General features: G+C 50.2%; 21 protein-coding genes and 1 pseudogene. 20 read left to right on the forward strand and 2 right to left on the reverse strand.

What is annotated here, in order from left to right; all coding sequences use genetic code 11:
- A partial coding sequence (locus NATSA_RS14200) for a transposase (protein WP_210513314.1) occupies window positions 1-111 on the reverse strand: 111 nt, incomplete at its 3' end.
- Window positions 112-471: 360 nt separating this feature from the next.
- Here NATSA_RS14200 and NATSA_RS14205 point away from each other — a divergent pair.
- The 4 genes from NATSA_RS14205 (at window position 472) to NATSA_RS14220 (ending at window position 5,585) form a co-directional block, all read left to right on the forward strand.
- Window positions 472-1,962, forward strand: a complete 1,491-nt coding sequence (locus tag NATSA_RS14205; RefSeq protein WP_210513277.1) for an alginate lyase family protein — start codon at window positions 472-474, stop codon at window positions 1,960-1,962.
- On the forward strand, window positions 1,959-3,170 hold the full coding sequence (locus tag NATSA_RS14210; protein ID WP_210513278.1) for a glycosyltransferase family 4 protein: 1,212 nt from the start codon (window positions 1,959-1,961) through the stop codon (window positions 3,168-3,170). The genes NATSA_RS14205 and NATSA_RS14210 overlap by 4 nt, the downstream gene beginning before the upstream one ends.
- A gap of 169 nt (window positions 3,171-3,339) precedes the next feature.
- A complete protein-coding gene (locus NATSA_RS14215) occupies window positions 3,340-4,515 on the forward strand; it encodes a glycosyltransferase family 4 protein (RefSeq protein WP_210513279.1) in 1,176 nt (391 codons plus the stop codon).
- Window positions 4,516-4,532: 17 nt separating this feature from the next.
- Window positions 4,533-5,585, forward strand: a complete 1,053-nt coding sequence (locus NATSA_RS14220) for an NAD-dependent epimerase (protein ID WP_210513280.1) — start codon at window positions 4,533-4,535, stop codon at window positions 5,583-5,585.
- 175 nt (window positions 5,586-5,760) lie between these two features.
- Here the strand turns inward: NATSA_RS14220 and NATSA_RS14225 are convergent, their stop codons facing one another.
- Window positions 5,761-5,940, reverse strand: a complete 180-nt coding sequence (locus NATSA_RS14225) for a hypothetical protein (protein WP_210513281.1) — start codon at window positions 5,938-5,940, stop codon at window positions 5,761-5,763.
- Window positions 5,941-5,954: 14 nt separating this feature from the next.
- Between NATSA_RS14225 and NATSA_RS14230 the strand changes: the two genes are divergently transcribed.
- The 16 genes and pseudogenes from NATSA_RS14230 (at window position 5,955) to NATSA_RS14300 (ending at window position 25,776) form a co-directional block, all read left to right on the forward strand.
- Window positions 5,955-7,163, forward strand: coding sequence for a DegT/DnrJ/EryC1/StrS family aminotransferase (locus NATSA_RS14230; protein WP_210513282.1), 1,209 nt, complete (start codon window positions 5,955-5,957; stop codon window positions 7,161-7,163).
- Between the two features lie 146 nt (window positions 7,164-7,309).
- Window positions 7,310-8,668, forward strand: coding sequence for a nucleotide sugar dehydrogenase (locus tag NATSA_RS14235; RefSeq protein ID WP_210513283.1), 1,359 nt, complete (start codon window positions 7,310-7,312; stop codon window positions 8,666-8,668).
- Window positions 8,669-9,034: 366 nt separating this feature from the next.
- Window positions 9,035-10,150, forward strand: coding sequence for a non-hydrolyzing UDP-N-acetylglucosamine 2-epimerase (wecB, locus tag NATSA_RS14240; RefSeq protein ID WP_210513284.1), 1,116 nt, complete (start codon window positions 9,035-9,037; stop codon window positions 10,148-10,150).
- Window positions 10,151-10,421: 271 nt separating this feature from the next.
- Entirely contained in the window at window positions 10,422-10,697 is a 276-nt protein-coding gene (locus NATSA_RS15630; protein ID WP_272491787.1) for a PIN domain-containing protein, read from the forward strand.
- A gap of 104 nt (window positions 10,698-10,801) precedes the next feature.
- Entirely contained in the window at window positions 10,802-11,011 is a 210-nt protein-coding gene (locus NATSA_RS14250) for a hypothetical protein (protein WP_210513286.1), read from the forward strand.
- A 293-nt stretch (window positions 11,012-11,304) separates the two neighbouring features.
- Complete coding sequence (locus NATSA_RS14255) at window positions 11,305-12,822, forward strand: capsule assembly Wzi family protein (RefSeq protein ID WP_210513287.1); 1,518 nt, start codon at window positions 11,305-11,307, stop codon at window positions 12,820-12,822.
- Between the two features lie 853 nt (window positions 12,823-13,675).
- Window positions 13,676-14,371, forward strand: a complete 696-nt coding sequence (locus NATSA_RS14260; RefSeq protein WP_210513288.1) for a GNAT family N-acetyltransferase — start codon at window positions 13,676-13,678, stop codon at window positions 14,369-14,371.
- 304 nt (window positions 14,372-14,675) lie between these two features.
- The gene (locus NATSA_RS14265) at window positions 14,676-15,674 is read left to right on the forward strand and encodes a hypothetical protein (protein WP_210513289.1); all 999 of its coding nucleotides are present in this window, start codon (window positions 14,676-14,678) and stop codon (window positions 15,672-15,674) included.
- Window positions 15,675-16,273: 599 nt separating this feature from the next.
- Window positions 16,274-16,957 carry a curlin repeat-containing protein gene (locus NATSA_RS14270; RefSeq protein WP_210513315.1) on the forward strand — a complete coding sequence of 228 codons (684 nt, stop codon included), beginning with the start codon at window positions 16,274-16,276 and terminating at the stop codon, window positions 16,955-16,957.
- A 470-nt stretch (window positions 16,958-17,427) separates the two neighbouring features.
- Window positions 17,428-17,823 (forward strand): hypothetical protein, encoded by a 396-nt coding sequence (locus NATSA_RS14275; RefSeq protein ID WP_210513290.1) that lies wholly within the window; start codon window positions 17,428-17,430, stop codon window positions 17,821-17,823.
- Window positions 17,824-17,960: 137 nt separating this feature from the next.
- On the forward strand, window positions 17,961-18,365 hold the full coding sequence (locus tag NATSA_RS14280) for an HI0074 family nucleotidyltransferase substrate-binding subunit (protein WP_210513291.1): 405 nt from the start codon (window positions 17,961-17,963) through the stop codon (window positions 18,363-18,365).
- Window positions 18,355-18,660: a nucleotidyltransferase domain-containing protein gene (locus NATSA_RS14285; RefSeq protein ID WP_210513292.1), complete on the forward strand. Its 306-nt coding sequence runs from the start codon at window positions 18,355-18,357 to the stop codon at window positions 18,658-18,660. Before NATSA_RS14280 ends, NATSA_RS14285 begins: the two co-directional genes overlap by 11 nt.
- A 131-nt stretch (window positions 18,661-18,791) precedes the next feature.
- Window positions 18,792-19,367, forward strand: coding sequence for a hypothetical protein (locus NATSA_RS14290; protein WP_210513293.1), 576 nt, complete (start codon window positions 18,792-18,794; stop codon window positions 19,365-19,367).
- Window positions 19,354-20,319 (forward strand): YdcF family protein, encoded by a 966-nt coding sequence (locus NATSA_RS14295; RefSeq protein WP_210513294.1) that lies wholly within the window; start codon window positions 19,354-19,356, stop codon window positions 20,317-20,319. Before NATSA_RS14290 ends, NATSA_RS14295 begins: the two co-directional genes overlap by 14 nt.
- Before the next feature lie 627 nt (window positions 20,320-20,946).
- Window positions 20,947-21,759: pseudogene (locus NATSA_RS15870) on the forward strand (GLUG motif-containing protein); the annotation flags it as partial.
- A 267-nt stretch (window positions 21,760-22,026) separates the two neighbouring features.
- Window positions 22,027-25,776 (forward strand): outer membrane protein assembly factor BamB family protein, encoded by a 3,750-nt coding sequence (locus tag NATSA_RS14300; protein WP_246481852.1) that lies wholly within the window; start codon window positions 22,027-22,029, stop codon window positions 25,774-25,776.
- The last annotated feature ends 266 nt before the right edge of the window (window positions 25,777-26,042 follow it).

Here is a 26,042-nt window from a genome sequence, read left to right on the forward strand (position 1 = left end):
GGCCGCCTGGCTGATCCCATGCTCACGGCACAAATCCGAGACCTTGCGGCCTTTCTCGTTCTCAGAGAGCATGTTGAGTATCTGAGTTTCGCTGTGTTTTGACTTTTTCATAGTACCCCAATGTACGTTTTTTTCTATTTATGTGTGTTTCGATTATTGGGGAAGCTTTCAATCTCCTCACAGAGTTGCAATTATAACTCACTGCGACCCCACAGTTTACTGGATGGATTAACACCGAATCAGTTTTCCGAAAAACAGTTTGAAGCAGCGCCACTTACGTCCGATTCTCTACTTTTAACTGGCTGAAATATTGGGAGGGGGTCAATGCACAATAAACAAAAACGTCGTGAACGCTGTGAAAAACGCTGTATACTTCATGTTGTAAAAAGAATGTTTAAGCAGCTATCCAGATACTATCATACTCTCATACATCTTAAGCCGATACAAATTCGGTATCAAGTGTTTTACAAATTGAGAGATCAACTTTTTCCTGTGGAGGTTCCAGTTGTTAAAAATGCATCCGGGTTTCAGGAGATTAAGTTACACCCGTTTCCAAAACAGTTTAAGCATTATTTTGGCGATGGGAAGTTTTTTTTATTAAATAAAAAGTTTGCATTTGATGAAACCATTTGCTGGAATTACACCGGATATGGCAAGCTGTGGGCCTATCACCTCAACTACTTCGACTTCCTGCATCAACCCGGAATGATGTGGGATACGGGAAAAGAGCTTATCGACGATTTCTTGAAGGATATCCAAAAACGTAAAATTGGAATGGAGCCGTATCCAATATCCTTGCGCACCATAAACTGGGTCAAGTTTATGACTGTCCATAATTGCTATTCGCAGGAAATTGTAGATTCTCTGAATGCTCATTTTCAGGTTCTGCAAAAAAAATTGGAGTTTCACCTGCTTGCCAATCATCTTCTGGAGAATGGGTTTTCACTTCTATTCGGGGCTGTTTTCTTTCAGGATGAGAAAATCACTCATCTTACGAGAAGGATCCTGACAAGCGAACTTGAGGAACAAATTTTAGATGATGGGGCACATTTTGAGTTATCTCCGATGTATCATGTCATTTTACTTCAGAGGGCATTAGACGGTTACAACCTTCTCATTAACAATTATCATAATCTAAAGGAGGTTCAGGATCTGCTAAAGCATAAGATTCAGATGATGGTTAACTGGCTGAATACTATAATATTCAGTAACGGTGACATTCCGATGTTTAACGATAGCACACAAGGTCAAGCTTTAGATCCGAAAACCATCCTGGACTATGCAAAACAGTTCGGATTTCATCCTGGACCGCTACAATTGAGCGAATCCGGATATCGAAAATTTGAGGTCGCTGATACTGAAATAGTGACAGATGTTGGGCCCTCCGGTCCGGATTACCAGCCTGGGCATGCGCATTGCGACATATTTTCTTTTGTCCTTTATCATAATGGTAAACCGGTTATTGTTGACCGTGGAATATCCACCTATCAAAAGAATTATCTCAGGGAAGAGGAGAGGGGGACTGCCTCTCATAATACGGTGATGGTTAACGGGGAGGAGCAGTCGGATGTTTGGTGTGGTTTTCGATTAGGACGCCGTGCAAGAACCACTATTCGAGAAGATCGAAATGATTATTTATCGGCCGAACATGATGGTTACCGGTTTTTAGGTATAACACACCATCGAACATGGTCTTTAAAGGACAGCATGCTGGAGGTCAATGACCACATTTCCGGTCCGGATCATGATGCCGAGGCATACTTTCACTTTCCGCCTGATATAACACCCCGGCAGCTATCCGGTCAAAAGTATCAATGCGGTCCGCTTGTATTCCGGTTTCATGGAGCAGAGCATGTGAACACCGATACGTATGAATATTGTCAGGGCTTTAACAAACGAACACCCTCAAAAAAGCTTGTTGTCCGGTTCCGGGGAGAGCTGCAAACCGTAATTTCAAAATGAACATACTCTTTATAACCGACAATTTTCCGCCTGAGGTTAATGCACCGGCTACCAGGACCTATGAACACTGCAAGGAATGGGTCAGGCAGGGAGCCCGTGTTACTGTCATCACAGGAGCGCCCAATTTTCCACAGGGGAAAGTGTTCGACGGGTATAAGAACAAATTATATCAGAAAGAGGTCGTAGACGGCATTCAAGTGGTAAGGGTCTGGACGTACATAACCCGAAACCAGGGGTTTATGCGCCGGACGCTGGATTATCTCAGCTTTGCTTTTACCTCTTTTCTTGCAGGGCTGTTTCAAAAAGCCGATGTTATTGTCGCAACATCGCCTCAGTTTTTTACAACCTGGGCGGGATGGGCGCTGTCCAAATTGAAGCGGAAGCCATGGGTTTTTGAGCTCAGGGATTTATGGCCGGAATCCATAAAATCAGTCGGCGCACTGAATGACGGCAAGCTCTATCAATTTCTCGAGAAAATAGAACTTGGCTTGTACGACAGTGCCGATCACATCATTCCCAATACGGATGCCTTTCGCAAAAACCTGATTGAACGGGGGGTCGATAAGAACGGCATTTCTGTTATTACCAATGGCTCCAACCTGGATCTGTTTACGCCTCCGCCTAACGGTCAAACCGATGCACTGAAAGCCAAATTGGGGATATCGGATAAATTTACTGTCGGATATATCGGCACGCACGGTATGGCTCATGCCCTTGATTTTATTGTTGATTCGGTGTATGAAATGCAGGATGCCAACATACATTTTTTGTTTATCGGAGATGGAGCGGAGAAAGAAAACATCAGACAAAAAGTTGAAAAATATAAACTTACTAATGTGACGATGCTCGATCCCGTTCCTAAAAATGACATGCCGCTGTATTTATCAATTATAGATGTTTCGTTAGTTCCCTTGAAAAAGAGCGATACATTCAAAACAGTGATACCGTCCAAAATTTTTGAAGCAGCAGCAATGGACAAACCGGTGCTTCTGGGAGTGGACGGACAGGCAAGAAAAATAATTGAAAAGTATGAATCAGGGTTGTATTTTAATCCCGAAAATAAAGCGGACTTCATCGAGAAAACCCGTTTAATCGCTGACAACAAAGAACTATATAAGTCACTCGCCCGCAACTGCCGTAGGCTGGCAACCGACTTTGACAGAAAAAAACTTGCTAATGAAATGCTTGAGGTATTGTCAAGAGTTTAATCCACTCAGTTTCATTAATAAGACCGAGCACACGCGAGTCGCAGAATACAAAACTATGTCTAAATATTAAAAAAAATTAATATTTAGCGTTTTTATTTGTATCTTGCCGCGAACATCAAGAAACAATATTTGTGATATAACACAATAACTTACTGAACGGTAATACATTATGGAGGTATTTTACAGCCTGCCCATACAAATGATTTTAGCTTTCATCATCGCATCCGGTGTAGCATGGTATGCTATACCCGTCATCATCAGGGTTTCGTATGAAAAAGGTTTGCTGGATGTTCCTGACGAGGACAGAAAACGTCATAAAAGGATGACGTCTAACCTGGGCGGTATGGCCATATTCATCAGTGTCAGTTTCACCTATCTGTTTTTTAACAACAACACTCTGAACGAGGGATTCGGCTGGTTCGCCGCCGCAGTACTAATCCTGTTTTTGTTGGGAATGAAGGACGATATCAACGCCATATCTGCCAGGAAAAAGCTTATCGGGCAAATTGCTGCAGCAGTACTCGCAATTGGTTCCGGAGCCACTATTACCAGCTTGTACGGACTTTTCGGAATTCACGAAATCCCCTTTACTGTGGGGGCAGTTATCACCGCTGTTGTTATTGTGGCTCTGGTCAATGCCTATAATCTGATTGATGGCATTGACGGACTGGCCGGATTTACCGGTATCATCAGTTCTGTTTTGCTTGCCGTCTGGTTTGGTTCACAGGGTTATTTCCCGTTAGCCATTCTTGCCACAACACTGGCAGGTGCGTTATCCGCCTTTCTGATATTCAACTGGCAGCCGGCCCGGATTTTCATGGGTGACAGCGGATCAATGGTGATCGGATTTATCCTTGCATTCCTCTGCATTCATTTTATTGAGCTGAGTGTTGCCAACGCCAGTGAGGCATTTCATTTCGCTTCCAGCCCGGTCATTGCCGTCGCCGTGATGTTCATCCCGATTTTTGACACCATACGCGTCATTGTTGTGAGATTTTTGAAAGGGCGTCCCATATTCAAGCCGGACCGCTATCACATCCACCACTATCTCAAGGATGCCGGACTGAACGATGCCAGGGTCGTGCTGTTGCTGGGTGCTGTTCAGACCATAGCCATTATCATCGCCTTTGCATTTCAGCCATTTTCGGTATCCGTTGGACTGTTTGCAATGCTGACCTATGCCGCATTTATCAGCTACGGCGCATTTGCACTCAGAAATAATCTGAGAGACTCCGTTGCCAGAGCCGAGTACGCACAATTGAACGGAACCGGCTCCTCATCCGGTAGAAAAAATGGTGTCCATCGCAAAGAGCGGCAGGAAGCTTATGAATACACAGAAAACTGAATAGTCAGTCCTTGTCCATGAATGTATTGGTTACCGGCACTGCCGGATTTATCGGTTATCATACGGTCAACAAGCTTTTGTCATCGGGGTACCGTGTTACCGGACTGGATCATCTGAACACGTATTATGATGTCAATCTGAAATATGATCGCCTCCGGGAAACGGGTATCGATCCAGAATCTTTAAATACCGGGGAGGTGGCTGCAAGTGCAACGAACGATAACTACCGCTTTGTCCGGATGGATCTGCAGGACAAAGAGCAGATTTTCAATTTATTCGAGTCAGAAAAGTTTGACGTGGTAATCAACCTGGCCGCCCAGGCCGGTGTCCGGCACAGCCTTACGCATCCGCAGGAGTACATCGACTACAATATCACCGGCTTTCTGAATATTCTGGAAGCATGCCGTTTTCATCCGGTCAGGCACCTGATATACGCATCCTCCAGTTCCGTGTACGGCATGAATACCCGGATGCCCTTCTCTGTCCGTCAGAATGTGGACCATCCGGTGTCGCTTTATGCCGCTACCAAGAAATCAAACGAGCTGATGGCCCACACCTACGCCCATCTGTTCGGCGTTCCAAGTACCGGACTTCGCTTTTTTACCGTCTACGGTCCATGGGGCCGTCCCGATATGGCGCTGTTTCTCTTCACGAAGGCCATTCTGGAAGGAAAGCCCATCGATATATACAATCACGGCAAAATGGAGCGTGATTTCACCTATGTCGATGATATTGTCGAAAGTATTTCACGGCTTGTGCCGAAAGAGCCATCCGGCAGTAACACATGGTCAGGCGATCAGCCGGACCCGGCTTCCAGCACCGCACCTTATCAGCTTTTCAACATCGGCCATAACAGTCCGGTGTCCCTTATGGATTTCATCCGGGAGATCGAGCGCGCGATCGGTAAGGAAGCGGTAAAAAACTATATGGACATGCAGCCCGGAGATGTACCCAAAACATGGGCTGATGTCAGCGATCTGTATGATTACATCGATTATTCCCCGCAAATCGGGATCCGGGAGGGAATTTCAAATTTTATCAACTGGTACAGGTCGTACTACCGGAAGTAGCCGGTAACAACCGGGAATCAACTGATTTTGCAGTTGATTACATTATCCAGTGCCTTCCCAAAAGCCAATCCATCAGGGCTATACCTTAAAAACCGGAATCAGGTGAATAACTTTTGACTCTTTCCCGTCCGTTTTATACCTTGTTCATGTAAAACAATGGGGGAAAGCAAGTTAGTCAGTCTTCGCGAGCGTCATCAAGCCCATTAAAAACAGTCAGTAATCCCTGCGGGGATGGTTGATCCGGCAGCAGTCGCCGGGGTGTAATCCGGTTGCCTGTTGCTGTTTTGAAGAGAAGGAAGTCCGGGATGAGGGTCCCGTTCAGTACATATTCGTCAGATGTAAATTTTGCATCCATAATTCATTCACGAGATGTCATCAATCAATAATTCCGGTTTCAATACCATACCCGTCCTTGATCTCAAACCCGAAGTCCGCCACATGCGTCATGAGCTTAAACAGGCATGCCATCATGTTATGGAACATGCCCGGTTTGTCATGGGTCCGGAAGTCGAGGAGCTCGAGGCCCTGGTGGCCGGCTGCATGGACGTCAGGCATGCCGTCGGGGTCAATTCCGGCACCGATGCCCTGCTGATCTCCCTCCGAGCCGCGGGTATCGGGGAGGGGGATGAGGTCATCACCACCACGTTCACTTCTTTTGCCACCGCCGAAGCCATTGAAATGACCGGCGCCCGTCCGGTGTTTGCGGACATCAGTCCGAAGGACTGCAACATCGATCCCGATGCTGTAGAGGCCGCCATCACGCCGCAGACCAAAGCCATCGTGCCGGTCCACCTGTACGGCAAGTCCGCCGACATGCCGCGCATCATGGAGATCGCCGAAAAGCACGATCTGATCGTCATTGAAGACTGCGCCCAGTCGTTCGGGGCCGCCTGGCATGATCACGGCAGTAAGAGCGGACAGCAGGCCGGTGCACATCCGGAACGCAGGGAGGCGTACCGGGGCCGCCTGACCGGGACGTTTGGCCTGGCCGGGGCGTTTTCCTTCTTCCCGTCCAAAAACATGGGCGGATTCGGCGACGGCGGCATGATCATCACCAACGACGACCAGGTGGCCGCTCAGGCAGCCATGCTGCGCATGCACGGCGCCCGGAAGAAATACCACAATGAGGTGCCCGGCTACAATTCGCGGCTCGACACCCTCCAGGCATCCATGCTTCAGGTGAAAATGAAGTACTTTTCGGCGTTCAACAGCCGGCGCCGGAGCGTGGCCCTGCGCTATATCGATGAACTCCGGGATATCGGCAGCATTCAGCTGCCGGAACTTCCCGATGACGGACATGTCTATCATCAGTTCACGCTGCAGCTGCTTGAGGGCGATCGCGATATATTTGCCGAATATCTCAAATGCGAGGGGATTCAGACCGCGGTCTGTTATCCCGTGCCGTGCCATCAGCTTCCGCTCTACAAAGATGAGCCGTGGTCGCTGCCCGTGGCCGAGCGGGTCAAAGACCGTGTCATCAGCCTTCCTATCGGACCCTTTTTGTCCGAAAACGATCAGGACCGGGTGATTGCGGCGGTCCGGGAATATCTTCTGGACGTGCAGAAAGAACTGTGCTGAGAAGCGCGGCAGCCGGAAGTCACCGCATATGCATACGGGCAATTGCACCCTTGACAGCCCGAATCGTCCGGACACATTTTCCGCTGATTTTCGTATCTTTTACCGTTGCAACGACAATAAATTCATATAACTATAGACTTACTTTCATGACCAGAAACGCTGCTGTTGAAACATCCGAACACACCGTCGCGGGAATCCTGCGGCGCATCGAAGAGAAAACCTACACGGTCGGTATCGTCGGACTGGGTTACGTCGGCCTGCCGCTGATCGACACGTTTTATCGTAAAGGCTTCCCCGTCATGGGCTTCGACATCGACGAGACCAAGATCGACGCCTTCCGCGAGGGGCGGAGCTACATCCGCCACTTCAGCAACGAGGCGTTCGCCGAGCTGGGGCGGTCCGACCGCTGCACGCTGACCACCGACTTTTCGCGCGTCAGCGAGGCCGATGCCATCCTGATGTGCGTGCCCACGCCGCTCGACCATCACCGCGAGCCGGACATGAGCTATGTCGAGGCCACCGTCCGCACCGTCGCCCCGCACATGCGCAAGGGCCAGCTGCTGATCCTGGAGTCGACCACCTGGCCGGGCACCACCGACGAGCTCATCCGCCCGCTGGCCGAAGAGCTTTCGGGACTGGAAGCCGGCACCGATTTTTACCTGGCCTACAGCCCCGAGCGCGAGGATCCGGGCAACGAAAAGTACAACACCGGCACCATCCCCAAGGTGATCGGCGGCGACGGCGAGGATGCGCTGAACATCGCCCGCGAGCTGTATGACGCGGTGATTTCGGAGGTCGTGCCGGTCAGCAACACGCGCACCGCCGAGGCGGTCAAGCTGCTCGAGAACATTTTCCGCTCGGTCAACATCGCCCTGGTCAACGAGCTCAAGATCGTCTTCCAGCGCATGGGCATCGATGTGCACGAGGTGATCGACGCGGCGGCCACCAAGCCGTTCGGCTTCATGAAATTCACACCGGGTCCGGGCCTGGGCGGACACTGCATCCCCATCGACCCGTTTTACCTGACCTGGAAGGCGCGCGAGTTCGGCATCAACACCCGCTTCATCGAGCTGGCCGGCGAGGTCAACACCGACATGCCGCGCTATGTGGTGCAGCGTACGGTGGAGGCGCTGAACATCGACCGCAAAGCGATGAACGGCAGCAAGATCCTGATGATCGGGCTGGCCTACAAGCCGAATGTGGATGACGACCGCGAGTCGCCGACGTATGTGCTGATGGATCTGTACACCGAGATGGGCGCGGATGTGTCGTATTATGATCCGTATGTGCCGGTGATCCGGCCGTCGCGGGAGTACGGGCACTGGGCCGGAACGAAGTCGGTGGAGTGGACCGAAGAGGAGATCTCGCAATTTGACGCGGTGGTGATTGCCACCAATCACCGCGATATCGATTACCGGCAGCTGGCGGCGTGGTCGCAGCGGATTGTGGATACGCGCAATGTGTACGGCAACGCGGATGTGCCGGAGCATGTGACGAAGGCGTAATATGGCTCAATCTCATTCACAATCACACACAGCAGCAGGTCTGTTGTCAGATTATCAGAACAAGGACCGTATTGAAAAGGAAACATCCGCCTGGTCTGAAGCAGTAAAGGAAAAACATGGAAATACCTGATGCCAATGTTGTGAGTTTTGACCGGAAGGTGAATAAACTATGCAACTCATAATGAATAGGTTATGACTTTCAGGACATTGCATGTATGTTGCCTGAATACAAATGCAGCAAAAAGGCGAATTACCGGTTCGCCTTTTTTGTACCATGCGCTTTTGCCCGCTACAGCCGGATGGCACCCGGGTAATACCGGTAAATAAATGACCCCGTAACACGTTAAAAATTTACTACCAGATCTGATGAATATTACACTTATTGCCGGAGCACGGCCCAATTTCATGAAAGTCGCACCGATCATCCATGCCATGGATGAGGCCAATTCGCGCAACGACGGGCTGTTTCGCTACCGGCTGATCCATACCGGTCAGCACTATGATAAAATCATGAGCGACACGTTTTTCGAGGAGCTGAACATTCCGCATCCCGATGCCAATCTGGGCTGCGGCGGCGGTTCCCAGGCGGAACAGACCGCGGCGATCATGGTCGCGTTTGAGAAAGAGCTGCAAGCCCATCCCGCCGATTTGGTGATGGTCGTCGGCGATGTCACCAGTACCATGGCCTGCAGCATCGTGGCCAGGAAGCTGAACACGAAGGTGGCGCATGTCGAGGCGGGCATCCGCTCGTTCGACCTGTCCATGCCCGAGGAGATCAACCGCATGGTCACCGACAGCATCACCGATGTCTTCTTCACCACATCCGAATGGGCCGGTGAAAACCTCAGGAAAAGCGGTGTGAAGGATGAGCAGATCCATTTCACCGGCAATGTGATGATCGACACGCTGCTGGCCAACAGGCACAAATTTACCCGTCCGGAGATTTGGGATCGTGCGGGGCTGGAAGAGGGCGGCTATCTCGTGATGACGCTGCACCGTCCGGCCAACGTCGATGAAAAGGAGAAATTTGCGCGGTTCCTGGAGGCGATTATTGCGTCCAGCGGCGACCTGCCACTGATATTCCCGGTGCATCCGCGCACGGCGAAAATCATCAGGGAGCTTGATGTTGCGCTCCCCGAACGGTTCCACATGATCGAACCGCTGGGGTATCTGGAGTTCAATTATCTGGTGGAGCGCGCCCGGGCGGTGCTCACCGATTCCGGCGGTATCACCGAAGAGGCGACGGTGATGGGCGTGCCGTGCATGACCCTGCGCGACAACACCGAGCGTCCGGAGACCGTGGAGCTGGGCACCAACGAGCTGATCGGCACCGATCCGGCGAACATTGCCCCGGCATTTGAGCGGCTGCTTGCCGGGCAGTGGAAATCGGGGCGGATTCCCGACAAGTGGGACGGCAAGGCGGCCGGCCGGATTGTGGCGGGGCTGGAGGCGATGGTATCGTCGATACCCGCAACGCCATGAACGCGAAGGGAAGAGGGCAGGGCCGGGCAGGTGTGGAAGGCGCAGGACTTTTGACCACCCTTTTGTGCTGCATGCTTGCCTGTTGCTCAAAATAAGCTTGATCTGATTTCCAGGCTCACCGATACTGTAAAAACCGATATAGAACATGGTAAGACTGATTTTTATAAAGCTTTTGGCGGCTGGATGAAAATGAAAGCGCTGAAAAGTTGATAGACACCATCAAAGGATCCAGAACATGTAACAGAACCATTGAAGAGTTTTGAATCAATACTTGCTGGATACAAATATATGCATCTATTACATCAAGGGATTGCATAATCTGAAATCGAAATTTAAGGAGGTTGGCCCTGATAATTGTTATATATCCGAGATCACTATGGCTGAATTAAAATTTGGAGTCGCAAAAAGCCAGGCAAAAAAGAACAATCAAAAAGCACTCCCTCCAATTTGCCCGCATTCAGCTCCTGAGGTGATCGGCATCGACGGCGAGGCCGGTTATCTCGTGATGAGGCTGCACCGATCCGGGGAATATTGCCCCGGCATGTGAGCGGCTGCATGCCCTGTTTTAACATTTTCTGACGATAATGTAATTGGACACAAGTGGCGGGCGTTATATCTTGCAGCGAAACTTATAATAAAGGAACAATTACATTGGATGCACTCATTATTAAAAGCGAAAATTGCAGCGATCTGAAGCTGATATCAGATCTGGTAAAAAAAATGGGGCTTGAATCCAAAAGCCTCTCTGAAGAAGATATTGAAGATTTTGGGCTCACCATTTTCATGAAGCAGGCTGATCGCACCAGTACCGTTTCCAGAGAAACAGTGATGCCAAAGCTGGACACAGCATACAAACAATAAGATGTATCACCTTTTCAATATACACCTGAAGATCTTGAGCAAGAAATTCAATAAAATGGATCCATGCAGCTTGTATGCAATGCCTCCCCTTTGATATTTCTGGCAAAAATAGATTTGATTACTATTCATCACGTTGCATCTTGCCAAAATAATTATTAAAATTTCTTAATATTTTTCTGGAACGCCAGCACCCGCTTGAAATGCATCGCATGCAGCACATTTTCTGTTTTTTTGCCGTATTTATATTTCTGACTGCATCGTTGTTGTCCGCGCAGGACTTGTCCGCCCGGCCCATGGCGGATACGACCATTTCCAACCACATGCAGCGAAGCATCATTGCATCCGTGCCCGATCAGCCCGCCGGCGGCAGCGCCTCATCGCACGGAGCGGATCCGGTCTCACTGACCGGCTTCCGGATGCAGATGGCCGGCGGATATAACGGAGAGCTGCCGTTCTGGATTCACAGCAACCGCCACGGCGAACTCGATCCGCACAGCGGCAATACGGCCCTGCATCTGTTCGGCGCCTGGCGCAGACACTACGACTCCGGCTTCACGCTGTCGACCGGGGCCAACCTGATGCTGCGCGGGGCAGAGGACGCATCGATCCGCTTCCAGGAGGCTTACGTGCAGCTGGGCTACGGCGATTTTGTGCTGTGGGCCGGACGCAAACATGAATATTTCGGCACGGTGCACCCCCGCCTGTCGATGGGCACGGCGGATCTGTCCCACAATGCCCGTCCGATGCCCAAGATCACGCTGGCCACCGAAGGGTTCCGCCCGTTCCCCGGCACGCGCGGCATCGTCGATTACAACGCATCATTTTCCCACGGCTGGATGCGCGACAACGAGCATCGCTATGTGGAAAACCCGATGCTGCACCAGAAGCATCTGTACATCCGGCTGTTCAACGACCGCAGCCGCGTGGTTCCGCAGGCCGGCATCAAACATTTCGCCCAGTGGGGCGGGAGCTCGCCGCGGGACGGAGACGTGCCGGGCGGCCTCCGGGCCTTCCGCGATGTCGTTTTTTCACGGAGCGCCGATTCCAAAGAGATCCTTAGTGGCGGCCAGCTTGAGAACCGGTATCAGAACCATTTCGGGACCTACGACTTTTCGCTGCTCTTCCGGTTCGATGACGTCCATGTGTCGGTCAGCCGCCAGTTCATCCTGGAAGACACGCCCAACGCCCGGTTCGGCACGCCGTGGGATGGCATGTGGGGTGTTTGGCTGGCATTTCCCTCCGACGACCGTTTCCCCGGCCGCACAGCCTCGGACCGGCCGGTATTTACCATCCGCGCGATCAACTACGAGCACATCAACACCATCGAGGGCGTGGACCGGTATCCCCACCGGAACCGATCCTCCTACTTCAACTACTACAACCACTCCCGGTACCGCGGCGGATGGACTTACGAAGGGCGTTCCCTCGGAAATCCGCTGTTCTTCGGCGATTCGGGGCATGTCGGCGTGGTCAACAACCTGATGCTGGCCCATCATGCGGGCATTATGGGTCAGGCCGGACGCGTCGACTGGCGGGCATTTGCCACCTACAGCCGGAACTACGGCGCGGCAGGCATCACGAATCTGGACGGGCTTCAATACACGGGCGTGACCGACCGGCAGGATCAATGGTCGTTCATGCTTGAGGTGAGCGGGGAACTGCCGGCCATGATGGATCTGCTGCCCGGGGACTGGCCGCTTTCCGACCGGTGGGATGCCCTGGAGCTGACGGCCACGATGGCCCTGGACTTGGGCGAGGCGCACCGCAAAAATGCGGGGATGATGGTCGGACTGCGCTGGATGCAGTGGTGAGGCGGGCCGGGTTGGATGGCAATGCCCTAACGGTGTGCGTTGAGGCGGTTTGTTTTGAGAGGGACTGTATTGGGATGGTTTGTGTTTCGTCGGTATGCGTTTAACCGGACTGTGTTGAAACGGATTGTGAAAAGACGATCTGTGTGACGGTCTGTGTTGAGGCTGTTTGCGTTGTGATGGTCTGTGGCATGGGCGGTTAGCGACGCGGGCAGCTGCGGTGCAGTATGAATTGCGTAAAGCCGGTTTTGTGCCTTGTTTTGCATTCAGGGCTCGGAATAAGCAGCAGTTATTGAAAATATCCCGGTATATGCTAATTGTCCCCAATATGTGCGAGCAGGTTGTGCCGGTTCGTCGATTTGGTTACTATATTATTGTAAAGAGCCTCATTTGCAGTAATAAACTTCACTTAAAATCGTGTTAAGTATTCAATCGGCAAAAAAATCACATATGGTCACAGTCATAAAAAAAGGAAGCTCGCTTCGCGATATCAGGCAGGCCTTAAAAAAGCACACCGGTATTAATAAGAAGAATGAATTGCGCAGATTTTGTGGTGTTATTTCCTTGAAAAAAGATCCGGTTTCCCTGCAAAAAAAATGGCGGAATGAGTGGAAATAACCTGTTACTCGATTATTAACTCCACCTTGTTAACTGCAGATTTTGACTTCAAAAAAATTGATACAGGTAATGTGATTATTTTTGACAGTCCGGAAATGTAATATGTTCATTCATATAGATATTTCCCTGAAATTGTCCGGACAATATTTCGTAAGTTATTAAAATTGTTGTATTATTGTGATTTGAGGCTCCGGTTTTTACATTGTTGCGTTTTTTTTAATGCAAAGACATTGTGATCATGAGCAGGGAAGACATCGATAAAAAGTTTACCAGGGAGAGCATCCTCAAGATCATCAGCAACGAGCTGGCCGGGCTGAATCTCTCCACCGATGATTACATACAGGTGGCCAATTCAGTGCTGGATTCGGCGCTGGTCGGGGAAAACGGCACGGACGGATCGCCCCGCGCGGTACCAAAAGCCGTCACGCGCCTGCCGATTGTCACCGACGACCTCATCATCCGCGCATGCGACCGGGAGCAGGATTATCCCTGCTTCGAAAAATGGACGCAGGACGATCGCGGCAAAGAGTTTCTGCTGTCACGCCTCGAAGACAATGTCGAACATCCCCGCGACCTGTTTTACAATCCGAACCATCTGTTCGGCATGGTCTGCGAAATCAGCGGCAATCCCATCGGCATAGTAGGATTTCTGAACCGCGACCAGTCCAACGGTAGGGCGGAGCTCAGAAAACTGATCGGCGAGCCGTCCCTTCGCGGCCGGGGACTCGGGAAAAAAGCCTCGCGATTGTGGGTCAGCTACGGCCTGAACGCCCTGAACCTGCGCAAAATCTACCTCTACACCTTCGACAGCAACCTGCGCAATATCCGCATCAACGAAGAGCTGGGATTCCGGCTGGAGGGGGTGTTCCGCGAAGAACACGTGGTCGGCGGCGTACCCAGGGATATCCTGCGCATGAGCCTGTTGCGCTCTTGATGATACTGTTGCAGCACTACTCATCGTCCCGCCTTTTCTTGTTATAAATATCTAACAATTGTATTGGGTTACCGGCCGGAAAGCTGTGAAAACAACCGAAAAACAGATATATGGATACAGTGCCGGTTCGTTAATCCATTTTAATTAACCCTTTCTAACTTGTGCCCCAATTGGTTGTGCTGTACTATTACTACCGTGTTCGCAGCAGTATGCACTCATGAGTTTTAAGACACAATATATTTTGACAAACATCAATTGAGTGTCATAACAAAAAAACCAATAAAAACAAAAAAGGTGACCAACGATGAAAAACATTACTACACTACTCGTACTGATTCTGTTTACCGCGGGAATGGCGGTTGCGCAGAATAATGAGGCTTCCGTAGCTCAGAATGGTAATGACAATGATGCAACTATTGACCAGGTGGGAGCTGACCATGAGGCTTCAATTACCCAGGTGAGCAGCAGGCACGATGGTACCATTGATCAGGAGGGTGAAGGCCATCAGGCTTCACTTACACAAGAAGACGGTAAAAGCGGGTATTCCGGACAAGATTATCAGGTTGGAACCATCACCCAGCGTGGACTGAATCAGATAGCTAACGTAATTATGCGTTCTGACCGGCTTGGATCCAACGCTACCGTAGATCAGGATGGAGCGGATAACGAAGTATATCTGCGTCAACAACATTCAGGTAACTATACAGCAACGCTGACTCAGGATGGTTCAGACAACTATATCTGGGCTAATCAAAGAGAATCTTTTAGCCAGTATCTGAACGTATTGCAAGAAGGTGATAACAACCGTTTCTTTGGTTCACTGGGAAGCGGCAGCAGCAATACCGAAGTAACACAAAGCTCCGATGATAACCTGGTAGTAATTCAGCAGGGCCGTCATAGCGGAGCCGGTGCCGGAGCCGAGGCCATCATAGAGCAGAGTGTGGGTAACGGAAACATAGTTGAACTTACCCAGGGCTCTGATGAAACTGCCCTCTTTACTCAGGAAGGAAACAGCAACATGATAGAAGGACCCGGTAGTGGCTTTGATTGGGGCTTTGGCTCGGTAGCTGACCTGGAAACAGATGAAGGATCAGCCCGTCAGCGCGGCGGAGCCTTTGCAGAGGTTGACCAGTTCGGCGACTATAATACTCTGTGGCTGGATCAGGACGGAGCTTCTGATGCCACCGTTCTTCAGGATGGCGACTGGAACAGCGCTTCTGTATATCAGTCCGGCGACAACAATATTGCCAATATCACCTCTGACGGCAGCTACAATACTGCTAGTATCAGACAGCAACAGTAAGAATGGGCTTTTTGAGATTCGCCGGAATCGTAAAGTGAACGTGTAGTTCCGAATCTCATACATCTTACAGTTACAAAATCAATTTGCGGGCATAGTGGAAATTTCTGCTATGCCCGTTTTTTTTGGTGCGCCCGGCAGGGCGCATCCGCCTGGGAGGGAAAGTCTTTTATGCGCCCGACAGTGGGAACATTAGTCGGGGAGATCTGCCTGTTTGCCCGGGGCTGCCACTGTTGTGAGGCGTTGGAACGGGCCGGCAGAAGTCAGCAGAGGGCATAGTACTGCGGAAAGTACGCAGGGAGGCCTGAACTAAGGCGGTGCTTTATACAAGGCCTGAACATTAGAACTCGTTAATAAGCTTTGTAAATCGGTCTTATAGTTTATGGCTAATAAACTAAAAATCAGGTTCTTGTCATTGTTTAATCAAGATTACAGTATTTTAATTAGCCGATTTTAATTTGCGCCCCAGCGGGTTATGTTTTTACTTGGTCGTGAGTTCAATACACAAGAACTCATCACAATGCGGAATCCGGAAGTTTATTTACATACATCAACAGAGATTGCGCAGATCAAAACCCAAAAAAACAAAAAGGTGACCAACGATGAAAAACATAACTACATTACTCGTACTGATTCTGTTTACCGCAGGAATGGCAGTTGCTCAGAATAATGATGCAAGCATTGATCAGGTAGGAGACCTGCACGATGCTGACATTGAACAACTCGGATCATCTAACGACGCTTTTATTCTACAAACGGCTAATGAAGGCCGAGAAGGAGATGATGTGTCAACTGCAACAGTGACACAAGAAGGCGATGATAACTATGTCAACCTCAGACAACGCGCTTTCTTTGGCGACAACGAAGCTAAGATTGTGCAAATTGGAGTTGGAAACAGAGTGCAAGGTACAGATGAATACAGTGCTTTTTACCAGAACCATGGATTGAACATTCTTGATGTATACATGGAAGGAAATGACAATGTGCTTTATAGTCTTCGTGGTGAAGCGCAGAAAAACGTTAATACATTCTTACTGGATATTATGGGTAATGAAAACACAGTTGGAATGCTTCAAGAGTTTGGCTTGGCTGATATTGATGTTGAAGGTAGCTACAACATCATCAAACTGGACCAAAAATCGGGACAGTTCGCTAACTGGAGTACAGCAACTGTAGATATATTCGGTGATGACAATACAGTTGATGTATTTCAGAGAAATGAAGGAAATCAAGCCGTTGTAGACATAGATGGATCTAATAATTCAGCATATATAACACAAAATTAAATCAATAATTCATTTCTGTTTAGTTATCAGAAACGCTGAATTATCCAATTATGAACCCTGCACCTTTTTGGTCGCAGGGTTTTTTTATATGTGCGCCCGGCAGGGCGCATTCACTTTATATCGAATATCACCGCTAAGGTAAATAGTCTGACTTCCGGCTAATTTACGAGAGAAAAAAAAAATTGATGAATCCGTAAAGAATTCAACAAGTATAAGTCTTGTACTGGAGTTTCAGATCATTCACGGTTTAATTTGGTTTGCATTATTAAAATATTATTATATAAATAGTCAAGAGTATGCCAGATTTCTATTGCTAATCATTTAAGCTTAAAATATCACAGCAGTATTTGGCTACATAATACAAGCAGGATGAATACATGATGTACAGCAAAATGTCCGGTCACTATAGATTAGCAAATACTGTGGAGCCCCTTATTCGAATTGAAAGTGTTTTACCACTTTTACTTGCTGTGATTTTCACAATCAGCCCGTCTGCCATGGCAGGTGAAAATAACAATGAGGCCATAATCGATCAGATTGGAGACAGGCATCAGGCTTCTGCTGCACAGTACGGAGAGGAAAACAGTGTCCATATTGAGCAGAGCGGGAGAGTTTCATCTGTTGCAGTACACCAGGAGGGCACCGGCAACGACGCTGGTATCCAAATCAGTTCCGTCAGTGGGATCATCCGAGGGGCGGGCCCCGGCGATGACTTAGGGCAGAACAAATCCGCCATTCACATCCATCAGGAAGGAAACCATAATCAGGCCGGCATCGATGCCGATTACGGTGCAGGATCAGCAAGCATACATCAGACCGGGAACAACAACCGGGCGGACATTACCCAGCGTGCCGCTTCGAACTGATGCATCCGGATTTCGGACGAGCACTTCCAGCCTTCTTCCTGACGCTTGCTTAAGCACCTCGGCACCGGTATCTTGGTTGTATTAAGCAAATCCGTTTGTACTCCATCCCGCATCAACCATCCGGCATTTATTACCATATGAATCCGCAGCAACATCCACGTTGGAAAGACCGGTTTAAAAACTATCAAAAAGCTCTGGCTCAGCTTGAGGAGTTTCTTGAATTGCAGGATATGAACAAGTATGAAGAGCAGGGGTTTGTGAAGGCATTTGAGTATACCTATGAGCTGGGCTGGAAAACATTGCAGGACTTTCTCATCGATCAGGGATATCTGCAGATTGCCGGACCCAAACAAGTTATTGAGCAAGCCTATCGTGACAATTACATCGACGGAGAAGCCTGGATCCGGATGCATCAGGCCAGAAATATTGCGGCTCATGTCTACGATGAGCATATGATCAGAGATATTGTCCAAAAAATCCGCAAGGAGTATCAGGCAACGTTGAAACAACTTCGTGAAACGCTGGCGGACTATGATACATGAGGAATTCGGCCTGAAAGAAGACCATATAGAATGTATTCGATCCGTGCTTGACAAGCATCCCCGCGTTGAGCAGGCCATTCTTTTCGGCTCCAGGGCCGGCAACCGGCATCAGCCGGGCTCGGATATTGACCTTGCGCTGGTCGGCGAACAGCTGACCCTGGATGATCTTCTGATTATTCGCCACGATCTTGAATCCCTCTGGCTTCCGGTAAAATGCGACGTACTGGATTTGAAAACCGTGCGCGATCAGGACCTGGCAGAACGCATCCGCAAGGAGGGCAAGCGGATTTACTGACCGGCTTGCGAATCCACAGGCCATCAGGATTAATGCATTCTAACTTGAACCTCTCAGCAATATGTTTTATATATATATCCGTAAATATTCATCAAACCATAAACCTGAAACACAATCACAAGACAGACATTATGGCACGCTTCAAATACTTGTTGGCAGGGCTATTCGTCGTATTTGCGACATGCGAGATTGTGGCTCAGGACAGAGGCGGGCCGGGAGAAGTATTCATCGATCAGGCCAACTTCGAGCACAATGAAGCCGTCAGGGAGTTTACAGCTGATTTTACGCTTGCCTTCTCAGACCAGATGAGCCTGGATTCGTTTGACGGTTTTGACGGCGCCGGAAATGTGGCTGTCATCAATCAGTTCGGCCAGGGAAATACCGCCACAATGACCCAGCGTGGCATCGGCAACATGGCCCGGATGAATATCATGGGAAACAACAACGAAGCCGGACTGCTTCAGCATGGAAATGATAACCGTTTCATTCTGAATATGGAAGGGGATAACAATCAGTACAATGCCGAACAGTTAGGACACGGCAATGAATTACGGATGGATCTGCCCAATAACGGTCAAGAGCAGGTATTCGTACAAGATGGCACCAACCTGACGATCGAACTTGCTAATACAGGCAACGCCGGCGGAGTGCCGCTGAATATTCGTCAGACAGGCAACGGAGCCTCGCTGATGATTGAAAATCATTGAGACCGGTGGCTCAATCAGCCATCCCAACCGCACCATGCTGGAATCCTTAGCGCGATTTATCCTGCAACTGATCCTGCCATCCTCGCAGCTGCTGATCCTGCTGGTGATCATAGCCGTACTGATACTGGTTGGATGGCATCGCAGGGCCTGGCAGGCCGTCACCGTATGGATCGTACTTTTTCTGGTCTATGCCACTCCGTTTTTATCCGGCATCATGATCGACCGGCTGCAGCACACCTGGCCGGTGCTGACAACCGAACGGATGTACGAGCTCGGCTTGCTACACACCGGGCCGGATGAGTCTGGCATGCAAAATTCAGTTCAATCCGGCGATTTGCGGGCCGGTCCCGCGGGATCCGTGGAAGACGCGGTAGATGCGGATCTGCCCCCGGATTCACTCCCCGATACCGTGCAGGCGGACACGGTGCACATCATCATTCTCGCATCCAGCCACACGCCCGACGAGCGACTGGAGCCAACCCAGATGCTTTCGGATGCCTCCGTGCAGCGGCTGGTCGAGGGACTTCGTGTGTACCGGCAGATTCCCGGAGCGCGCCTGATCACATCCGGCCATTACGCATACGGTGAATATTCGCAGGCCGAGGCAACGCGCGATGCGCTGATATCACTGGGCGTGGACCCCGGTCACATCTTCATCCAGCCGGAAGCGGGATCCACCTGCGAAGAAGCACGTGCCTTCGTACGCGAGCACGGCGACGGCGCGCGCATCATCATCTCCACATCAGCCATGCACATGCGCCGCGCCATGATGATCTTCGAACAGCAGGGTGCCCGTCCCGTTGCGGCACCCGCGGCATTCATCCGCAAGCAGAAGCCGGAGGATCCTGTCCGCCCGTCGAAATGGCTGCCCTCATTCAGTAACATCAGCGAGCTGGAGAGCGCAATCAATGAGCATATCGGATACATCTGGAACCGCCGGCAGTGCAGGTGAGCCGTTAATACAAAAGCAACGCTGCCTGGAATATGAGTACTAGAATCAGTGGGAGAGCGGAGAGACGTAAAAACACTGGGTTAAGTATCTTGTGATTAATGCCGATAAATAACATAAGGGAAGGGCACGGCATTTTGATTCAGATCTATGAAACATATAGAATGAATGTGTTATGCACACTCAAAGAATCCAGGCTTTCGGTTTTTTAGTTTATTGATTAACATGCAATAAATCATGTAAATAACTGCGGTTTGTATGAGTAATGCCGGGCAAAAGGCCATTATGAAAGCAGCAAGAGGGCAATACCACTGTGACAAATATCATCTTTAGATCCATCAAATTTTTAGATGCCCTTGAGCGTACTCTCGCCCTGACATACAAACACATGATTACAAAAGTCATTAACCACTTGAGACGAAAAATTTTAAAGATATTTACACATGAAATGATCATGACCGGCTGAAATCCGGACACACATGAGCATGATTAAAAACGGTCATGTCATTTTATCTGACATTATAAATCAGAAATTTTAAACAGATGAAACAGTCGATACCATTCACCCTTATCGTATGCCTCTTATTTATAATCAGCTCCTCAGCAACTTATGCCGGGTCTACTGACGGGATGTCCGGCAATAACAGCACGTTCGCAGGTGGTTCAGGGACAGAGGAGGATCCGTATCAGATCGAAACGGTCGAACAGCTTCAGGAAATTCAAAACTACACAGATAAACATTTTATTCAGATTGTCGATATTGATGCATCGGAGACTGAGGAGTGGAATGGTGGGAAGGGGTTTAGACCAATTGGTGATGAAGCTTTTAAGTTCTCCGGATCTTATAATGGAGGTGGTTATGCAATTACCGGTCTCCATATCGACCGAGCTGACCAAGACTATGTTGGTCTATTTGGATACACATTGGATTCTAAAATTAGTCGAGTCAGAACTATAAATGTATATGTTGAAGGCGGCAAGCGTACTGGCGGTCTTGTTGGTTACAATAAAGGTGTTATTACTGACTGTTATGCCCAAGGTTATGTGTCAGGTTATAATTATAGTGGTGGGCTAGTAGGTCGAAATACGGGTACTATAAATTCATCAAATGCAGAAAGTGATGTAACAAGCAATACTTGGAACGGAGGTGGCCTTGTGGGATGGAATAGCGGTAGAGTAGTAAATTCTTATGCAACAGGGAAGATCATCGCTGGTCGATTTTGCTCATTTGGTGGACTCGTGGGTCGACACAATGATGGGATTATAAAAGATTCTTATGCTGACACAGAAGTCACAAGTGATAATGAAAGAGTTGGCGGGCTAGTGGGATATAATTTTGCTACAATCACTGATTCATATGCAAAAGGAGAGGTGACTGGAGGGCAATCTGTTGGTGGATTTGTAGGTGAAAATGACAATGGCAATATTACTTATTCATATAGTAAAGCTAATGTTAAAGGCAATAACGAAGTTGGTGGTTTTCTTGGGAAAAACCGAAACTATGGGGAAGTGACCAACTCATTTAGTACTGGGATACCTTCTGGTAATGAAGATCTGGGAGGATTTGCAGGTCTTAATGCAGCAAGTATTGAATCGAGTTATTGGGATACTGAAGCCAGTGGAGCATTGAGTGGAATTGGTAGAGGTCCAACAGTAGGTGTTAAAGGATTAATTACCGATCAGATCAAAGACATTTCTGCCTACTACTCAATGCCAGCCTTCGATTTCGAAGAAACATGGCATCTCACCGAAGATTACCCAGCCCTTCAATGGCAGGATGATGTGGAGCCGCTGACGCTGCCACCCCGCAAGGTGACGTTGGCTGCACCCGACAGCGCCGGCACCGGGCTGACCCGCGTCCCGCAACTCACCTGGAACCCCGACGATCGTGCCGAAACCTATCGCATCCAACTCTCTGATGGTCCAGATTTTGAAACGCTTCATCTGGATGAGACGACCAGCGCGACCGAATGGACGGTTTCTGACTCTCTGGATTTTGAGGCCACATGGCACTGGCGCGTCCGGGCCGTCAACGAAAGCGCCGAGGGTGAGTGGAGCGACTCCTGGTCGTTCACCACGGTGGTAGAGCCGGGCATGGTCGCCCTGGAAGACCCGGCCAACAGCGCCGGACATGTCAACGCACGACCCGCTTTTTCATGGGCCGGGGCGGATGGTGCGGATTACTACGATTTTCAACTGTCTGCGGATTCATCCTTCAGCACTTTGGAAGCAGAGCTGACCGACCTTGCGGAAACATCGGTCCGGTTGGCCGACACACTCAATCCTTTGTCATCCTATTACTGGCGGGTCAGGAGCGGCAATATTGGAGGCAAGAGCGATTGGAGCGAGCCCTGGTCGTTCACAACCATTGATCTTCCGGATGAGCCGGTTCTGGTTTCACCGGCCGACAGCAGCCTTCAGCTCGATCCGCCGGTCAGCTTTGAATGGAGCGCAGCCGACCGCGCCGAAGCCTACCGCATCAGGATCTACGCTAATGAAAGTGAACCCGAAAACCTTGTGGTCGACTCGCTTCTATCTGACACCACATTTGCATACAGCAATCTGTCCCACACCAACATATATCTTTGGGAAGTGGCCGGACAAAACAGCGCAGGCGAAGGACCATCCTCCCAATCATCGCTGTTCACGATACGTGTGCAGACTCCCTTGCTGACCTCCCCGGAACCGGACCAGCAGAATGTGCCCCGGTATCCGCAGCTGGTCTGGGAGCCTGTCGAAGAGGCAACCACTTATCTTGTCCAATTGTCGCAGGATTCACTTTTTGAGGAAACCATTGTACAGTATGATGTTTCCGAAAACAACACTGTAGAGCCCGGGCCGCTTAAGTGGCGTTCGACTTATTACTGGCGGGCATACGCCGTAGCCGGAGAAGACACCAGTCATGCCAGTCCGGCTTCTTCGTTCACCGTTGGAGGGCCTGTCTTTACGTTTGAGCCGGAGCAGCTCGGGTTTGGAACGGTTCGGACCGGCAACAGCGCAGAACGCAGCATCAGTATCGAAAATTCGGGTACAGACAGCCTGTTCCTTGCTGATATTGCATTGCCCGATGAACGCTTGCAGATTATGCTGCCGGACTCCATCGATCCAGATACTCAACCCGAAGGACACCACAATGGTTTGCCGGCCGGGGAGTCGTTGGAAGCCGTTGTAACGCTGGATGGCTCTTCACCGGGTCATATTGATGGTTATATGGTATTCAGCGACGGACTCGGAACGCGCGACTCACTCCGCATAACAGGGTTCGTGGGAATAGGCGAACTCGCCTTTGATACCGACACCCTTTCCTTTGCATCCACCCGGGTAGGTGAGATGACCCGCGAGGCGGTGACCCTGACTAATACGGGAAATGACACCCTGTCGGTGCAATCGGTTACGGTCAGCGACGGCACCTATGGATCAAGCCTGCGCAGCTTTACACTGGCACCGGACGAGGCCATTGTCGACTCCATCACATTTGCACCGACTATGGATCCGGCTTCGACCGGCCATGTTATTTACCGCGGTGCTGACGACCATCGCGATACGCTGCATATCAAAAGTAACACGGTTCCGGTAATCGACCATCCCGAAGACCGCAGTCTGACCACCGGCCGGCGGGAGCTGACCACGGAAGTGCCGTTATCGGCAGGCGAGAGTCTGGATCCCGATGGCAGTCAACTGTCCTATCAATGGCAGCTGCTCCTTGGCAGTAACGATGGCGGTGACCCCGAACTTCTTTCCGGAGAACCGGATTTCACCTTCGATGCACCGGTTGGCACCAATCAGGTCCGTCTCACGGTTACCGATGCCGCAGGAGCCTCGGATTCTGCCGACTTCCGGGTAGATGTGCGCACATTTGTCCGTGAAATGGATGAGGCCGTGGAGGCCGGCATCACCGCATACGGAGATTCGGCCGATTATAACCTGTTTATTGCCGATGTGAGTTACACGCCGGGGGATGGTTCGCGTATTTTCGAGGTGGACGGACAGCTGCAAAACCGGTTTAATCTGACCGTGCCCCAGGCCATCCGGACCGCAGCGTCAGTATCGGCCGACAGTTCGGTATTCATCACCAACGGCCCCAATCTGAACGGATTTGACAACCGCGGAGTGGAATTGTGGTCGACCAAAGGATTGGGAGGAGCGGCCACCGTTACCCCGACCATCGATACCCGCAACCGTACCATCTACGTGGGAGTGACCAATAACAACCTGTTTGCCTACGATTATCAGACCGGTGAAAACAGATGGACCTATCGTGTGGATGCACCCATCAGTGCTTCGGCGGTCATTACACGGGATCAGAAGCTAATTTTCCCCACCGAAGCCGGCACGCTATACGGATTTGATCTGGAAGCGATTGGCGACGCCGACGATGCCGGGCCTGCCTGGGAACGGAACTTCGAGGATGGTGTGGTGCATGCTCCGGCCATTGATAGCGAAGACAACATTATCGTAGGCACACAGGAAGGCAATCTGATGAAAATCTCGTTTGGTTCGGCCGGAAACATGGCACTGCTTTGGGATGAATCCGTTTGTGAGCGTGTGACCACATCACCGGTGATCGACGGTGCCGGAGATATCTACTTCGGCTGCGACGACGGCCAACTCTATAAAGTTGACGGACAGAACGGCAGCGTGGCATGGAGTTATCCATCAGGCGGCACCATAGCGGCTACCCCGGCCATCTCCGATTACGGCAGGATCTATTTCGGCAATGATGAGGGTCTGCTGACGGCGCTAACTCTGGATGGGGAGAAAGCCTGGGCATTTCATGGCGATGGCGGCATTCAGGCCGATGTGCTTCACATATCGGGCACTACCTATATAGGAACCATGGACGGTTTTGTGTACGGTTTTTATGATGAGGGAGGCCGTGGCGGGCAGGTTGCGGCGAAGGCGTCGGCAACATCCGGCAGGAACAAGTCCGGAGATACGGCTGAAGCGGGAGGTAATGCAGCAGCGCGGGATACTTCAGATGCAGGTGACACTACTGCAGCAGGTGACATTTCAGAAGCGCGAGACTCTTCAGCAGCAGGTGATAAATCGGAATCCGGTGACACTGCTGAAGTTGCAGTGCAGGCATCCGCACCGCAGTGGGGCACCTATATGGGCAACAATCGTCGGACCGGGTGGGCGTCGGATCAGGATGATCCCACCGCCACCGAAGCTGAAAGTGATCGCCGGGATATACCCTCCGAATTCAAGTTGTCACAAAACTATCCCAACCCGTTCAATCCGGTTACGCAGATAGAATACGAGCTGCCCTCGGAGGCCCATGTGCGTTTGGAAGTATACAACATGCTCGGCCAGCGGGTTCAGGTGCTGGTTGACGAACAGCAGAGTCCGGGAGCGCATACCGCTGAATTTGACGGTACCGCTTTGGCATCCGGCGTGTATCTTTACCGGATCGTCGCCGACGGATTTGTCAAGACCCGTAAAATGACGATGGTGAAATAATATCAAACGACCACAAGGGTATTCATATCATTGGATAGTTGTGATATAAGCAGTTGTCCAATGATTTGATTCGCGGCATTCCGCTGAATAACCGCCAAGCAGAAAATAGAGCTACAATGATTGTTTAAATTCATTGAGGCGGTCAGTTTGAGTGGTTGTTTCCCTTTAAAAATATCACAAATTTGGGAAGTATGGTACCGTTTGAGTCCTTCATAAACACGATCCTGCCGGAACAGGCCTGCAAGTGTATTCGCCAGGCAAACCGA

The sequence above is a fragment of the Natronogracilivirga saccharolytica genome, from assembly GCF_017921895.1.
GTDB lineage: Bacteria > Bacteroidota > Rhodothermia > Balneolales > Natronogracilivirgulaceae > Natronogracilivirga > Natronogracilivirga saccharolytica.